We start from the raw sequence: 15,737 nt of genomic DNA on the forward strand, positions 1-15,737 counted from the left end.
CTATCACTCCCCTCCCGGTGGCGTTACATCGTGACGGTTCTGCACGACCACAAAACGGCGGCTGACAAATGAACTGTCGGTCAGACAGGCGTTAGCGGCGGGGTTTCCGCCGGTGGCGTGAAAATCACTGAACGCCGCGGACTGATTTACGAACACACCCCCTGCAAGGTTGCAGGAAAGCGCCACTTTTACATCGAGCGACAGCTCATGAGTCTTGTCGAGCACCGCCTCCGAAGTGGAATACACACCCAGTGTAATCGCACCCTTTTCCGCGATGACCTCTCGGGCCAATTCGATACTGTGATCGGTACTGTCCGTCGCAATCAGAAAACTGATCGGTCCAAATCGCTCCTGGCTGTAAACAGCCTTGTCGGCCGCATCGACGCTGACCAGCAGCGGCGTGCACATGCGCGCATTCGGGAAATCCGGGTGATCGACTTTTTCACTGGCAAGCACTACGCGACCCAGCTCGCTACAGGCCTCTATCCGCTCCAGCGTCGCGGCATTCTGTAGCGCACCCAGCACGTTAACCGCCACACCGGGTTTGCCAAGGAAACCAGTGATAGCGTCAGCTAAAGCCGATGCGACTTGATCGAAACTCAGATGCCCTTCGTCAGTGTCGATACCCGAACGCGGTATGTATATGTTCTGCGGTGTGGTGCACATCTGCCCCGAGTAAAGACTCAGAGAAAACGCAAGATTGCGCGTGACGGCCTTGAGACTCTTCACACTGTCGATGATCAGCGTGTTCACGCCCGCCTTCTCGGTAAACACCTGCGCATTCGAGCAGAAATTTTCCAGCCAGGCACCGAACGTCGAAGATCCCGTGAAATCGATCAGCTTGATCGCGGGGTGCTGGGCAAGTTTCTTGGTCGCCGGCTCCGCTTCAGTATCGGCCACCATAGACACGAGACAGGGATCAAACCCCGCCTCACGCAGAACAGCCTGTGCGACTTCAACGGTAATCGCAACCGGCAGCACGGAGCCGGGGTGCGGCTTGACGATCACCGGGTTACCGGTCACCAGACTGGCGAACAACCCCGGGTAGGTATTCCAGGTTGGAAAGGTGGAACAGGCAACGACCAGCGAGATCCCCTGAGGCACGACGGTATACTGCTTCTCCTGCGCCAGCGCCGGGTTCTTACCCTGGGGTTTTACCCAACCGGCGCTGCAGGGAATGCGCTTCATTTCCTCCCACGCCAGGGCCACCGCTTCCAGCCCCCGGTCCTGGGCATGGGGACCACCGGCCTGAAACGCCATGGCGAAGCCCTGCCCAGTGGTATGCATTGTCGCATAGCCGATCTCAAAACTACGTTTGTTCAGACGATCAAGAATTTCCAGGCAGATCCCGGCACGTGCATCAGGGCCGGCATCACGCCAGGCTTTCAGGCTCGCCTGCATCCGTCCAATAAGAGCATCGGCATTGGCACGTCCGTAGCGAATACCTAATTCAAACCCGTAAGGCGATACCTCCTCGCCTACTTCGCCTTCCAGGGCAGGCATCTCAAGCTCGAACGATTTGTCCAGACGATCCTTGAAAGCAGATTGCCCTTCAGCATTGGCGGATTCGCCGTAAATGCGCCCGCTAGGTACTTCAGGATAAGGAGTCCAAAACTCGCGGCTTCTTACCGCTTCGGTCGCCTTGTGCAGGGTTGATACATGCGCGTCATAAAAGGACTGAGCCTTGGACATAGAACTAATCTCCACTGCCGGATCACCTCGGGCGCCTGTTGCTGTCTGGCCAGTTGACAGGGGCGATCACTGTTGTTTTTGTAGTCCGGATGCTAGTAACACGTTTTTTTATTGTCAATTACGTTTTTAGTAACACTTAAACGAACCGGTATAACTCGAACGCATCCCTGACCCGTTCCCGGATGAAGAACCCTTCGTCTGAAAATTTTAATTAATATTTTATTTTCAATCATTTAAATAAAATACAAAGGTATTCAAAAATAGCTATCCGAGTCGATATAGAAACCATTAAAACGATCGTAGAAAATTTTTCTGCAATAAAAAACCAACACTTAAGACACAAAAATTATGTATAAAGCTATTTTCATGTATCACTTTAAGCGCTAAGCTTGATCGAAAATAAGCCCTCCCGAAGAGAGGGCCGCTACAAGACTGAACGACACTCAAAACAACAATAAACAGTGAAGACTATGCTGAAGTTTCTGCTGACCGAGACGTTCCCCAAAGGCGTTCTCAACATCCAGTTGCACCGTCCCGAAGCGCTCAATGCGCTCAATACCGGGCTCCTCGCTGAGCTGGCCGACACACTCGACAACGCCGCTCGGAACGATGCTGTTCGCGCGGTTGTCATCAGCGGCGACTCTCGCGCCTTTGCGGCCGGTGCCGACATCCGCGAGATGGCCGATCTGAATGCGATCGGCGTCATGAACGATCCGCGCCCCCAACACTGGAGTCGGATTGCCGCCTTTCCCAAACCTATTATTGCCGCTGTAAACGGCTTCGCCCTCGGCGGAGGCTGCGAACTGGTGATGCATGCCGACATCGTTATCGCCAGTCGTGATGCCCGTTTTGGGCAACCGGAGATCAAGCTTGGCATCATCCCCGGAGCCGGCGGCACTCAGCGCCTTATCCGCGCCGTAGGCAAATCCCTCGCATCGCAAATGGTGCTGACCGGTGAACCGATCAGCGCTCAACGCGCTTATGACGCCGGATTGGTCTCAGAGCTCACCGAGCCAGATCTGACACTGGAACGGGCCCAACAGGTTGCCGAAGCGATTGCGGCTCAGGCACCACTGGCGGTTAACCAGGCCAAGGATGTACTGCTCCGCGCCCAGGAGACCCACCTGTCGGCGGGCCTCGCCTATGAACGCAAAGCGTTCACGCTGCTGGCCGCCACGGAGGACCGCAATGAGGGCATCCAGGCATTCATCGAAAAACGGCGTCCGGAGTACAAGGGTCGCTGAAGCGCCCTCTATCCGATACGACCGACCACTTACCCGTGTACTTTGAAGGAGCTGCCAGTCATGGCTTTCGAGCATATTGAATATCGCGTCGACCAGGGCGTCGCCGTACTGACCCTGAACCGCCCCGCCGCCCTCAACAGTTTCAATGCCGAGATGCACGCAGAAATGCGCGAAGCGCTGAAGCGGGTTCGCAAGGACGAAGCGGTCCGCTGCCTGCTGATCACCGGTAACGGTCGCGGCTTCTGCGCCGGTCAGGACCTGTCCGACCGCAACGTGGCCGCCGATGCGGAGATGCCCGATCTGGGCCGCTCCATCGAGCAGTTCTACAACCCCATGATCCGAACCCTGCGTGAGCTGCCGATGCCGGTGATCTGCGCCGTCAACGGGGTAGCCGCCGGAGCCGGTGCCAATATTGCTCTCGCCTGCGACATCGTGTTTGCCGCACGCTCCGCCAGCTTTATCCAGGCGTTCTGCAAAATCGGTCTGGTACCTGATTCGGGCGGCACCTGGACTCTACCTCGTCTGGTCGGACACGCCCGCGCCACGGCGCTATCGATGCTGGGCGACAAGATCAGCGCCGAGCAGGCTGCACACTGGGGCATGATCTGGTCCTGCGTCGATGACGAATCTCTGATGGACAGCGCCCTCGAATGCGCACGCCACCTTGCATCCCAGCCCACCCGCGGCCTGGCCCTGGTCAAGCGCGCCCTGAATGCCAGCACCACCAACACCCTGGACGAGCAGCTCGACCTTGAACGCGACCTGCAGCGCCTGGCCGGTCGCACCAACGACTACCGCGAAGGCGTCGCCGCTTTCATGGACAAGCGTAAACCCAGCTTTACCGGCCAGTAACGGAGGAGTCGATGAAAGAGTTCAACACCCAGTCAGTGATCGGCGTTATCGGCGCCGGAGCCATGGGCGCGGGTATCGCCCAGGTCGCAGCCACAGCCGGCCATCCGGTGCTGATATTCGATAACGCCGAGGGTGCCGCCGAACAAGGTATCGCCAATACCGCCAAGGGCCTCGACAAACTGGTCAGTCGTGGAAAAATCGACGCCGCGACCCGCGATGCGATCCTCGCCCGCATGCAGCCGATCAGCGAACTCCAGGCTCTGGCCGACGCAGACCTGGTTATTGAAGCGATCGTAGAGAGCCTGGAGATAAAGCGCAGCCTGTTTACCCGTTTGGAGTCGATCTGCAAACCGGACACCCTGCTGGCATCCAACACCTCTTCGATCTCGATCACCTCTATCGGCGCAGCCCTGGAACGCCCGCAGAACCTGGCCGGCATGCACTTCTTCAACCCGGCACCGATCATGAAACTGGTGGAGATCGTGTCCGGCCTGGATACCGCTCCCGAGGTCGCTAAAGCCCTGCACCAGCTCGCCACCGGGTGGGGCAAAAAAGCGGTGCGAGCAAAATCTACACCGGGCTTTATCGTCAATCGCCTGGCACGCCCCTTCTATGCCGAGGGTCTGCGCTTGCTTGAAGAGGGTGCAGCCGACTGCACGACACTGGATGCGCTGATGCGCGATGCCGGCGGTTTCCGCATGGGGCCGTTCGAGCTGATGGATCTGATAGGACATGATGTGAACTACGCCGTCACCTGTTCAGTGTTCAACGCCTACTACGGCGACACCCGCTTCCTGCCGTCGCTGACGCAGCAGTCGCTGGTCGATGCCGGCCGCCTGGGCCGCAAGTCCGGCCAGGGCTTTTACGACTACCGCGAAGAGTCCGAAAAGGCGAAGCCGCAAACCCTGCAGGGCGCTGACACCCAGAGTGTGAAAGCCATCACCGTGGAAGGCGACCTGGGTTGTGCAAACGCCCTGATCGAGCGCCTGCGTACAGCCGATATCAAGGTTATCGAGCGCGAGGGACGCGGCCTGCTGCGCGTGGGCGACTGTACCCTGGCACTCAGCGATGGGCGCATGGCCTGCGAACGCGCCACACAGGATGGCATCGACCACCTGGTACTGTTCGACCTGGCATTGGACTACCGCACCTGCTCCCGCCTGGCGATCGCTTCCGATCATCGGGTGAGTACTGACGAACTGACCGTCGTCGCCGACCTGTTTGCCCGCGCCGGTATCACTCTTTCGCAACTCGATGATGCACCGGGACTGGCGGTCATGCGCACTGTCGCCATGCTGGCCAACGAAGCCGCCGACGCAGTCATGCAAAGTGTCTGTAATGCTGGCGATGCGGATCGCGCCATGCAGTTCGGCGTCAACTATCCACGCGGCCCGTTGGCCTGGGCCGAGTCCGTCGGGCTCCCGTTTATCCATCAAACCCTAAGCAACCTCCAGCGCAGCTATGGCGAAGAGCGCTATCGCCCATCGCGCCTGCTGCGTCAAAAGGTGTATTCAGGAGAACGTTTCGATGTCTGAACAGAACCGGAACCTGAGCCCGCAGCAACTGGCAGAAGCCTGTGCCGATGCCATGTACAGCCGAGACAGGGCAACCAAAGAGCTGGGGATAAAGATCCTCCACATAGCGCCCGGCGAGGCAAAGCTTTCAATGCCTGTGACCGAGAAGATGATCCAGGGCCATGACAGCTGCCACGGCGGATACATCTTCACCCTGGCCGACTCCACTTTCGCCTTTGCCTGCAACACCTACGACGCGGTCACTGTTGCCTCAGGCTGCAGCATCGAGTATGTCGCGCCCGGAAAGCTGGGCGACCTGCTCACTGCGTCGGCAAAAGAGCAGTCTCGCGGCAAACGCACCGGTGTCTATGACATTCGAATTGAAAACCAGAACGGGCAGTTAGTTGCCCTGTTCCGTGGCAAGTCCTATCAAATTCGCGGCTCGCTGCTCGGCGACTCGCAAGCTTAAAGGGAGACAAGTATGAACGATGCATTGATTATCGATGCTATCCGCACACCCTTTGGACGTTACGGCGGAGCGCTGGCCCCCGTGCGCGCCGATGATCTCGGCGCCGCGCCGATCAAGGCGTTAATGGAGCGCAACAACGGCGTCGACTGGAGCCAGGTGGATGACGTGATCTATGGCTGTGCCAACCAGGCAGGCGAGGACAACCGCAACGTCGCCCGCATGTCATCACTGCTGGCGGGACTTCCCATCGAGGTGCCGGGAACCACGGTGAACCGCCTGTGCGGCTCCGGCATGGATGCCATCGGTATCGCAGCACGCGCCATCAAGGCCGGTGAAACCCGGTTGATGCTCGCAGGCGGTGTCGAGTCCATGTCCCGCGCGCCCTTTGTCATGGGTAAAGCGGAGAGCGCCTTCAGCCGCAAGGCGGAGGTCTTCGACACCACCATCGGCTGGCGATTTATCAACAAGCAGATGAAGTCTCAGTTCGGCGTTGACTCGATGCCGGAAACAGCGGAAAACGTGGCCGCCGACTTCAGCATTGGCCGCGAAGACCAGGACGCGTTTGCGGTTCGTAGCCAGCAGCGAACTGCCGCGGCGATGGAACGTGGCCGCTTCGACCAGGAGATCGTCCCCGTCGCCATCCCGCAGCGCAAGGGTGACCCGGTTGTCGTCGACACCGACGAGCACCCTCGCCCCACCACCACACTGGAAGCATTGGCCAAGCTGCCCACCCCCTTCCGGGAAAACGGCAGCGTCACTGCCGGCAACGCCTCCGGCGTTAATGACGGCGCCTGCGCCCTGCTGCTGAGTAATCGTGAGACCGCCGAGCGCTACGGTCTCAAGGCCCGCGGCCGCGTGGTTGGTATGGCCACCGCCGGTGTCGCACCGCGCATTATGGGCTTCGGACCTGCGCCAGCCGTACGCAAGGTTCTGGCGCAAACCGGTCTCAGCCTCGACCAGATGGATGTGATCGAGCTCAACGAGGCGTTTGCCGCCCAGGCTCTGGCAGTAATGAGAGATCTGGGCATCGAAGAGGACGCGGAGCACGTAAACCCAAACGGCGGCGCAATCTCCCTGGGCCACCCGCTGGGTGCCAGCGGCGCACGCCTCGTGACCACGGCATTAAACGAACTGGAAATCCGGCAAGGCCGTTACGCACTGTGTACTATGTGCATAGGCGTAGGTCAGGGCATTGCCATGGTTATCGAGCGGCTCTAAGCCGCTAATGACTGCCGCGCAGCCCAGAATCCCCCTGTGGGCGCGTGCCAATAAGAATAAAGACAGGAAGAGCACCAATGAATAGCACAGCCACCGCGACTGTAAATCATCACAAATCCGTTCTCGACCCGATAGAAACCGCCAGCATCGACGAGCTGCGCAACACACAGCTTCAGCGCATGCGCTGGAGTCTGGCCCACGCCTACAACAATGTGGAGTTCTACCGCCGCGCCTTCGATGAAGCGGGCGTTCACCCCAGCGATCTCAAGGCCCTCGAGGATCTGGCCCGTTTTCCGTTCACCCTGAAGAGCGACCTGCGCGACAACTACCCGTTCAACATGTTTGCGGTACCGAAGCAGGATGTGGTCCGCATCCACGCTTCCAGCGGCACCACCGGCAGACCCACCGTGGTCGGCTACACCCAGAACGATATCGATACCTGGGCCAACGCAGTGGCGCGCTCACTGCGTGCCGCCGGCGCCCACGCCGGTGATCTGGTCCACGTGGCCTACGGTTACGGCCTGTTCACCGGCGGTCTCGGCGCTCACTACGGCGCCGAACGCCTGGGTTGCACCGTGATCCCCATGTCCGGCGGACAGACCGAAAAACAGGTCCAACTGATCCGTGACTTCAATCCGGACGTGATCATGGTGACCCCCTCCTACATGCTCAACATCGCCGACGAGATGGAGCGCCAGGGCATAGACCCGCACCAGCTCAATCTGCGCCTGGGCGTATTCGGCGCCGAACCCTGGACCGGCACCATGCGCACCGAGTTGGAACAGCGTTTAGGGATCGATGCGCTGGATATATACGGATTGTCCGAAGTCACTGGCCCCGGCGTCGGCATGGAATGCATCGAGACGAAAGACGGCCTCACCATCTGGGAAGACCTGTTCTACCCGGAAATTATCAACCCGCAAACCGGCGAGGTTCTGCCCGATGGCGAATACGGCGAACTGGTGTTCACCTCGCTGATGAAAGAAGCGATGCCGGTTATCCGCTACCGTACCCGTGACCTGACCCGCTTGTTACCGGGCACCGCTCGCCCCATGCGCCGCATCGACAAGATCACCGGTCGCAGCGATGACATGCTGATCATCCGCGGGGTTAACGTGTTCCCGACCCAGATCGAAGAGCAGCTGCTGCGCGTAGATGAACTGGCCCCCCACTACCAGCTGATCATCAACCGCAAGGGCCACCTGGACCATATGGAGGTCCAGGTAGAACTCAAGCCGGATGCCGTGGGCATTGGTGCTGACGGCGAACTGCGGGTAGCGAAAGAGCTGATGCACCATATCAAGTCCAGCATCGGTATCAGCACCCAGGTCAGTGTCGGTGCGCCCGGGTCCCTGCCCCGCTCAGAGGGCAAGGCAAAGCACGTTATCGACAACCGCCCCAACTCATAAAGCCCTTAAAAACAACGGCGTGCCACACAGTATTTGGCACGCCCATTTATGATACGTAATTTTATATTTACATTATTTAATCGTATCATATAATGACTAAACATTGCTCTAGCGCATTAACAGAGCAATATCTAACAACAGGAGTCTGCCATGTATGCCCAACTCGTCGAGACCGGCGTAAAGCGACTGAAAAGCCTGGAAGAGATGTCCCCTGAAGAGCGGGCGTTCCAGGAAAAGATCGACGCCGATATCAAGATCGAACCGAAAAACTGGATGCCGGAAGGCTACCGCCGCACCCTGATCCGCCAGATTTCCCAGCACGCGCATTCCGAGATTGTCGGCATGCTGCCCGAGAAAAACTGGCTGACCCGCGCACCCAACTTCAAGCGAAAGCTGCAGCTGCTGGCCAAAATTCAGGATGAAAGCGGCCACGGCCTATACCTGTACAGCGCTATGGAAACCCTCGGCGCCGACCGCGACGAAGAGGTTGCCAAACTGCACAGCGGCGAGGTGAAGTACTCGAGTATTTTCAACTATCCGTCCCTGAGCTGGGCCGATATGGGTACCATCGGTTGGTTGGTCGACGGCGCAGCCATCGTCAACCAGGTTGTGCTACAAAGAACGTCTTATGGCCCTTATTCCCGTGCCATGATTCGCATCTGCAAGGAAGAAAGTTTCCACCAGCGTCAGGGCTACCAGATCCTGCTGGAGATGATGCGCAACGGCACCGATGAACAGAAAGCAATGGTCCAGGATTCCATCAACCGGTTCTGGTGGCCGGCGCTGATGATGTTCGGTCCCACCGACGACAACTCGCCCAACTCCGCGCAGTCCATGGCCTGGAAGATCAAACGCATGAGCAATGATGACCTGCGCCAGCGTTTTATCGACCAGACCATTCCGCAGCTTGAACTGCTGGGCTGTACCGCGCCAGACCCCGATCTGAAGTGGAACCCTGAGAGCAAACACTACGATTTCGGCGAGATCGACTGGTCCGAGTTCTACGACGTTCTCAAGGGGAATGGCCCCTGTAACCGGGATCGCCTGCGCACCCGCCGTCGCGCCATTGAAGAAGGTACCTGGGTGCGTGAAGCCGCCAGTGCCTATGCAGCCAAACAGAAGCAGAAAAACGCAGCTGCCTGATAGAGGATTTAACCATGTCTGACTGGACTCTTTTCGAAGTATTCGTGCGCAGCAAGCACGGTCTGAACCATAAACACGTTGGCAGCGTGCACGCCGCCGACTCTGCCATGGCTCTGGAAAACGCCCGTGAGCTTTACACCCGACGCAGCGAGGGAGTGAGCATCTGGGTTGTACCTTCGGTCGCGATTACCGCCTCATCACCGGATGAAAAGGACGCCCTGTTCGATCCGGCCGATGACAAGGTTTACCGCCACGCCACCTTTTATGACCTGCCCAAAGAAGTGGGCCACATGTAAGGGAGCCTGACGATGAAGCAGAACGAAGCTCTATTTGAATACCTGCTGCGCCTGGGCGATAGCGGGATGATTCTGGGCCAGCGCCTTTGCGAACTGGTCGGCAACGCCCCGGCCCTCGAAGAAGAGATGGCCATCGGTAACGTCGCGCTCGACCTGATCGGTCAGGCACGCTCCTGGCTGGAATATGCAGCGGAAGTCGAAGGCGCGGGTCGCACCGCCGACGATCTAGCCTTTAGCCGGGACGAACGCGCCTATCGAAACCTGCTGATCGTGGAGCAGGACAACGGCAACTTCGCCGACACCATGGCACGCCAGTACCTGTTCGACCTGTTTCACTACCACCTGCTCGGCGTGCTGACTCAATCCAGCGATGAGCGCATCGTTGCGATTGCCGCGAAGGGCCTCAAAGAGGTGACCTATCACCTGCGCCGCTCCAGTGCCTGGATCAAGCGCCTGGGCGATGGCACCGCAGAGAGCCACGCCAAGATGCAGGAAGCGATTGATGAGATCTGGACCTACAGCGGCGAGATGTTTGCTGCCGACGAGGTGGACCGTCTGATGGCCGATCTGGGTATTGGCGCCAACCTGGATACGCTGCGCACCCAGTGGCAAAACGATGCTCAGGCCCTGCTCGCAGAAGCCACCCTCACCTGCCCGCCGCTGGATGCTTACATGCAGCGCGGTAGCAAGCAGGGGCTGCACACCGAGCAGCTCGGCCTACTGCTGGCGGAAATGCAGTTTCTGCCGCGAGCCTACCCCGGCGCGAGCTGGTAACCCATTGACGCATTGAGGTACGAACGATGATCCGGGAATACCACACCGTAAAGGGCAGTGACGGACTCATTGCCACCGACCGCGCCGGACAGTCCCTGGAAAGGCCAAATATCGAGGCGATCTGGCAGTTGCTAAACGATGTGCCTGATCCGGAGGTCCCGGTGGTGAGCGTGGTTGATCTTGGCATCGTTCGGGATCTTAGCTGGGAAGGTAACCAACTGGTCGTCACCCTGACCCCCACCTACTCCGGCTGCCCCGCCACCGAGTTCATCGAAGAGGCGATCGAACAGGCGCTGCGCACCGCCGGCATCGCCAGCCTGCGCCTGAACCGGCAGTTGGCGCCGGCCTGGACGACGGACTGGATCACCGATGCAGGTCGCGAAAAGCTGCGCCAGTACGGTATCGCGCCACCGGTGGGGTCCGCGTCCAAACGCACCCTGATGGGGGAAGACCCCGAGGTCGCCTGCCCGAAGTGCGGTTCTCAGGATACCGAGCAGGTGAGCGAGTTCGGCTCCACAGCCTGCAAGGCACTGTATCGCTGCAATAGCTGCCTCGAGCCCTTCGACTATTTCAAATGTATCTAGGGCAAGCGCTTCTGATACCAAGAATAAAAGAGAGAATACGATGAGCCGTTTTCACACACTGGAAGTTTCCGACGTGCGTCAGGAAACTCGCGACGCCATCTCTATCGCTTTCGCCGTACCGCAGGAACTGCAGGGCGACTATCAATACCGTGAAGGCCAACACCTGGTGTTGCGTACCGAGATCGATGGTGAGGAGGTGCGCCGCTCTTACTCCATCTGCTCCTCCCCGGCCGACGAAGAGATCCGTATCGCCGTCAAACGTATCTCCGGCGGTCTGTTTTCCAACTACCTGAACGATCGCGCCCGTAAGGGGATGAGCATCGAAACCATGCCACCCGCCGGTCACTTCAATATCGACCTGGATCCGAGCCGGGCCGGGCATTATCTGGGCGTTGCCGCCGGCAGTGGAATCACCCCGATCTATTCGATCATCAAGACCACGCTGGAAACAGAGCCCAACAGTGAGTTCACGCTGTTCTACGGCAACCGGGCCACCGCCAGCACCATCCTGCGCGAGCAGCTGGAAGACCTTAAAAACCGCTTCATGGAACGCTTCAACCTGGTCTATGTAATGACCCGTGAGCAGCAGGATATCGACCTGTACAACGGCCGCATCGATGGCGACAAGTGCAAGGCACTGTTCGACCACTGGCTGGATGTCCCCAACCTAACCGCGGCCTTCCTGTGCGGCCCCCAGACCATGATCGAAACCGTCCGCGACCAGCTGGAGGGGCATCAGCTTGACCGCTCCCGCATCCATTTCGAACTGTTCGCTACCACCGGCGGCAACAGGGCGCGCAAACATCATGAGCCTCAGGCCGAAGGCAAGGTACAGATGTGCGACGTCACCGTGATCTCCGACGGCCGTCAGATCAGCTTCGAACTGGGCCGTGACACCGACAACGTACTTGACGCCGGAAACGCCCATGGCGCCGACCTGCCCTACTCCTGTAAGGCCGGGGTCTGCTCCACCTGCCGGGCCAAAGTGGTTGAGGGTGAGGTCGAGATGGACGTCAACTTCGCGCTGGAAGATTACGAGGTGGAAGCCGGCTACGTGCTGTCGTGCCAGTGCTACCCGGTTACCGACAAGGTGGTCCTGGATTACGACCAGTAAGCCGTCCCTGCACTCGATCGATTTAAAAGGTTTAGATTTATGAAATTGAAGAGCTATATCAACGGCCAATGGTGCGAAGGTACCGACAACGGCACGGAAGTCTTCAATGCCGTTAACGGTGAAAGCGTCTGCTCCGTCAGCAGCAGCGGAATCGACTTCAGCGACGCCGTTCGCTTCGCCCGTGAGCTCGGCGGTCCTGCGCTACGTAAAATGACCTTCCACGAGCGCGCCAACGCGCTCAAGGCTGTCGCCAAACGGTTGATGGAGAACAAGGAAGAGTTCTACCGCATCTCTGCCTGGACCGGTGCCACCCGCACTGACAGCTGGGTGGATATCGAGGGCGGTATCAGCACCCTGTTCACCTACTCCAGCCTGGTGCGCCGGGAATTACCCAACGAGACCTTCCTGGTAGAGGACGACGCGGTAAAACTGTCCGCCAAGGGCTCCTTCATCGGCCGCCACGTACTGGTGCCCAAAGAAGGGGTTGCAGTCCATATCAACGCGTTCAACTTCCCCTGTTGGGGCATGCTCGAAAAAATTGCACCCAGCCTTGCTGCGGGTGTTCCGGTGATCGTCAAACCGGCAACCGCTTCGGCCTACCTGACCGAAGCAATGGTGCGCGACATCATCGACAGCGGCCTGCTGCCGGAAGGCTCAATCCAGCTGATCTGCGGTAGCGTCGGTAACCTGCTTGACCTGCTTAACGAGCAGGACGTAGTGACCTTCACCGGCTCCGCCTCTACCGGCCAGAAACTGCGCAGCCATCCGAATATCATCGCCAACTCCATTCCCTTCACCATGGAAGCGGACTCACTCAACTCCAGCATTCTCGGCGCCACCGTGGAGCCGGGCTCCCCGGAGTTCGATCTCTACATAAAAGAGGTCGCGCGCGAAATGACCGTGAAGGCGGGCCAGAAATGTACCGCCATCCGCCGCGCCATCGTACCGCGCAACCGGGTCGATGCCGTTGCTGAAGCGCTGAAAGCCCGGCTGGATAAAACCACCCTTGGCGATCCGTCTGTGGAAGGCGTGCGCATGGGGCCGCTGGTGGGACGCAGCCAGGTGGACGATGTCTGGAGCAAGGTCGAAACACTGCGGGAAAGCTGCGAACTTATCCATGGCGGCACACGTGATTTTCAGGTTACCGGCGCCAATGCCGACACAGGTGCCTTTTTCCCGTCGACCCTGCTCTACGCCGACCAACCGCTGCAAAGCGACGCGCCCCACAGCGTGGAAGCATTCGGTCCGGTCTCTACACTGATGCCCTACGACGACCTGGATCAGGCGATCAGAATCGCCAAGCTTGGCAAGGGGAGCCTGGTGGGCTCCATCGTTACCGGCGACAACCGTGAAGCGCGGGACCTGGCACTGGGCTGCGCCTCCTACCATGGCCGCCTGCTGATACTCAATGCCGACTGCGCCAAGGAGTCTACCGGTCACGGTTCGCCGCTACCGACCCTGGTTCATGGCGGCCCCGGACGCGCCGGCGGCGGCGAGGAACTGGGCGGCCTGCGCGCGGTGAAACACTACATGCAGCGCACCGCGATTCAGGGTCACCCGACCACACTCACGGCAATCACCAACGAATTCAATCCGGGTTCCGAGCAGATAAAGGATCTGGTGCACCCGTTCCGCAAGTACTTCGAAGAGCTGCAGATCGGCGAAACGCTGATTACGCACCGCCGCACGGTCACCGAAGCGGATATCGTCAACTTCGGCTGCCTCTCCGGCGACCACTTCTACGCTCATTTCGATGAGCTGGCAGCGAAAGACTCCATGTTCGGCAAGCGGGTAGCGCACGGCTACTTCGTAATCTCTGCCGCTGCCGGAATGTTCGTTGAACCATCCCCGGGTCCGGTTCTGGCTAACTACGGCATGGAGAATCTGCGATTTGTTGAGCCGGTGGGCATCGGCGATACGATTCAGGTTCGGCTGACCTGCAAGCAGAAGATCAAGAAAGATCGCCGCTCGGAGGAAGAGCAACCCAATGGGGTTGTGGTTTGGGACGTGGAAGTACGCAACCAGCATGATGAGCCTGTCGCCCTGTACAACATCATGACACTGGTCGCACGGAAAGAAGAGTAACGTTAAAAGCCGTTCTGGGGCAGCCTCTCCAAGCGCCCCAGTCACAAATAAAAACACACCACTTCACGCACAGCCACATAAAAAGTCACATAAAATTAGCATTAAAATAAACCTAATTAATTGTTAAATAACAAAATAATTTAACAATCGATAAAACTTCGTATTTTTATGACACATTATTTGATATTGGATGTTTATTTTTGTATCAATTGATGTAGATTAAATCCCAGGCAAAAAAACAACGCCTGCCGCTCAAAGAACACCGACAACTATAAGAAGGACAGTTCGATGAACATCAAAAAAACGCTCGCAGCTCTGGCACTGCTTCTTCCCTTCAACTCAATGCCGGCATCAGCAGCCACACAGATGACGGTTGCCACCTGGCTTCCGCCAACCCACCCGCAAAACACCACCGTCCTGCCGACCTGGGGCAAGTGGATCGAAGAAGCCACTGAAGGACGGGTCACACTCAAACTCGAATACAACATGGGCCACCCCAAAGACCTGTTCACACTGGTTGAAGATGGCGTGGTCGATGCGAGCTGGACTTTTCACGGTTATGTGCCCGGCCGCTTCCGTCTGACCCAGATCGTCGAACAGCCCGGACTGGGCGCCAACGCTGAAGCCGCTTCTGTGGCCTACTGGCGGGTATATGACAAGTACTTCAGCGACGCTCAAGAGCACGACGGCCTCACCTTGCTGGGACTGTTTACCCACGCACCGGGCCAGATTCAGACCGCCAAGCCTATCGGTAGCCTGGCCGATCTCGAAGGCATGAAGATCCGCCTCGGTGGCGGCATTCAGAGCGAACTGGGTGAACTGATGGACGTTACCCCGGTCAACGCGCCCGCGTCGAAGGTCTACGAAATGATGCAGCAGGGCGTGATCGACGGCACCTTCCTGCCCGTCTGCGAACAGAAAACCCTGCGTCTGAGTGAAGTGGCCACCAACCTCACTCTCCTGCCGGGCGGGATGTACCTGGGTAGTTTCGCCATATTCGCCAACCCGGACTTTCTCGATAGCCTGGAGCCCCGTGACAAGGAAGCGATCCTGAAGTTATCCGGCGAAAAGCTGTCACAGCTGGCCGGCCACGTATGGGATCAGTGCGGTATCGATGCGCTCCAGGCCAGCCGGGAGACCGGTGTCAACATCGTTGAAGTCACCAGCGACGACCCCATGGCCAAGCAGTTTGATACGCTGACTCAAGATCTGGATAACGTCTGGACTCAGTCTGTATCCGATCGCACCGACGCTGCGGCCGCCGCACTGACAGAACTTCGCGAGACTGCTCGGGAGTATCAGTCCGGCGTTCAGTCTGACATTGCCGAAAACTGAGGCAGTCG

At 58.7% G+C, this 15,737-nt stretch carries 14 protein-coding genes; 13 read left to right on the forward strand and 1 reads right to left on the reverse strand.

The features are described 5' to 3' along the window. Positions 1 to 3: 3 nt before the first annotated feature. Complete coding sequence (gene paaN / locus ACQUQP_RS13875) at positions 4 to 1,692, reverse strand: phenylacetic acid degradation protein PaaN (RefSeq protein WP_432695626.1); 1,689 nt, start codon at positions 1,690 to 1,692, stop codon at positions 4 to 6. 470 nt (positions 1,693 to 2,162) lie between these two features. On the opposite strand from paaN, the gene paaF reads away from it, so the two are divergent. From paaF to ACQUQP_RS13940, 13 genes are all read left to right on the forward strand, one after another. Further along, positions 2,163 to 2,936, forward strand: a complete 774-nt coding sequence (paaF, locus tag ACQUQP_RS13880; protein WP_432695627.1) for a 2,3-dehydroadipyl-CoA hydratase PaaF — start codon at positions 2,163 to 2,165, stop codon at positions 2,934 to 2,936. A gap of 60 nt (positions 2,937 to 2,996) precedes the next feature. Continuing rightward, a complete protein-coding gene (paaG, locus tag ACQUQP_RS13885) occupies positions 2,997 to 3,788 on the forward strand; it encodes a 2-(1,2-epoxy-1,2-dihydrophenyl)acetyl-CoA isomerase PaaG (protein ID WP_432695628.1) in 792 nt (263 codons plus the stop codon). 11 nt (positions 3,789 to 3,799) lie between these two features. Beyond that, complete coding sequence (paaH, locus tag ACQUQP_RS13890; protein WP_432695629.1) at positions 3,800 to 5,323, forward strand: 3-hydroxyacyl-CoA dehydrogenase PaaH; 1,524 nt, start codon at positions 3,800 to 3,802, stop codon at positions 5,321 to 5,323. Then, on the forward strand, positions 5,316 to 5,771 hold the full coding sequence (gene paaI, locus ACQUQP_RS13895; protein ID WP_432695630.1) for a hydroxyphenylacetyl-CoA thioesterase PaaI: 456 nt from the start codon (positions 5,316 to 5,318) through the stop codon (positions 5,769 to 5,771). The genes paaH and paaI overlap by 8 nt, the downstream gene beginning before the upstream one ends. A gap of 12 nt (positions 5,772 to 5,783) precedes the next feature. After that, a complete protein-coding gene (gene pcaF / locus ACQUQP_RS13900) occupies positions 5,784 to 6,989 on the forward strand; it encodes a 3-oxoadipyl-CoA thiolase (RefSeq protein WP_432695631.1) in 1,206 nt (401 codons plus the stop codon). Between the two features lie 77 nt (positions 6,990 to 7,066). Continuing rightward, on the forward strand, positions 7,067 to 8,398 hold the full coding sequence (gene paaK, locus ACQUQP_RS13905) for a phenylacetate--CoA ligase PaaK (RefSeq protein WP_432695632.1): 1,332 nt from the start codon (positions 7,067 to 7,069) through the stop codon (positions 8,396 to 8,398). A gap of 150 nt (positions 8,399 to 8,548) precedes the next feature. Next, entirely contained in the window at positions 8,549 to 9,541 is a 993-nt protein-coding gene (gene paaA, locus ACQUQP_RS13910) for a 1,2-phenylacetyl-CoA epoxidase subunit PaaA (protein ID WP_432695633.1), read from the forward strand. A gap of 14 nt (positions 9,542 to 9,555) precedes the next feature. Further along, entirely contained in the window at positions 9,556 to 9,837 is a 282-nt protein-coding gene (gene paaB / locus ACQUQP_RS13915; protein WP_432695634.1) for a 1,2-phenylacetyl-CoA epoxidase subunit PaaB, read from the forward strand. A gap of 12 nt (positions 9,838 to 9,849) precedes the next feature. Continuing rightward, a complete protein-coding gene (gene paaC / locus ACQUQP_RS13920) occupies positions 9,850 to 10,611 on the forward strand; it encodes a 1,2-phenylacetyl-CoA epoxidase subunit PaaC (RefSeq protein WP_432695635.1) in 762 nt (253 codons plus the stop codon). A 26-nt stretch (positions 10,612 to 10,637) separates the two neighbouring features. After that, a complete protein-coding gene (paaD, locus tag ACQUQP_RS13925) occupies positions 10,638 to 11,195 on the forward strand; it encodes a 1,2-phenylacetyl-CoA epoxidase subunit PaaD (protein ID WP_432695636.1) in 558 nt (185 codons plus the stop codon). 40 nt (positions 11,196 to 11,235) lie between these two features. Continuing rightward, positions 11,236 to 12,309 carry a 1,2-phenylacetyl-CoA epoxidase subunit PaaE gene (gene paaE / locus ACQUQP_RS13930; protein WP_432695637.1) on the forward strand — a complete coding sequence of 358 codons (1,074 nt, stop codon included), beginning with the start codon at positions 11,236 to 11,238 and terminating at the stop codon, positions 12,307 to 12,309. Between the two features lie 39 nt (positions 12,310 to 12,348). Further along, the gene (gene paaZ / locus ACQUQP_RS13935; protein WP_432695638.1) at positions 12,349 to 14,394 is read left to right on the forward strand and encodes a phenylacetic acid degradation bifunctional protein PaaZ; all 2,046 of its coding nucleotides are present in this window, start codon (positions 12,349 to 12,351) and stop codon (positions 14,392 to 14,394) included. A gap of 288 nt (positions 14,395 to 14,682) precedes the next feature. Next, positions 14,683 to 15,729, forward strand: a complete 1,047-nt coding sequence (locus ACQUQP_RS13940) for a TRAP transporter substrate-binding protein (RefSeq protein WP_432695639.1) — start codon at positions 14,683 to 14,685, stop codon at positions 15,727 to 15,729. Positions 15,730 to 15,737 lie beyond the last annotated feature (8 nt).

The sequence above is a fragment of the Marinobacterium sp. YM272 genome (assembly GCF_050908845.1).
Taxonomy (GTDB): domain Bacteria; phylum Pseudomonadota; class Gammaproteobacteria; order Pseudomonadales; family Balneatricaceae; genus Marinobacterium_D.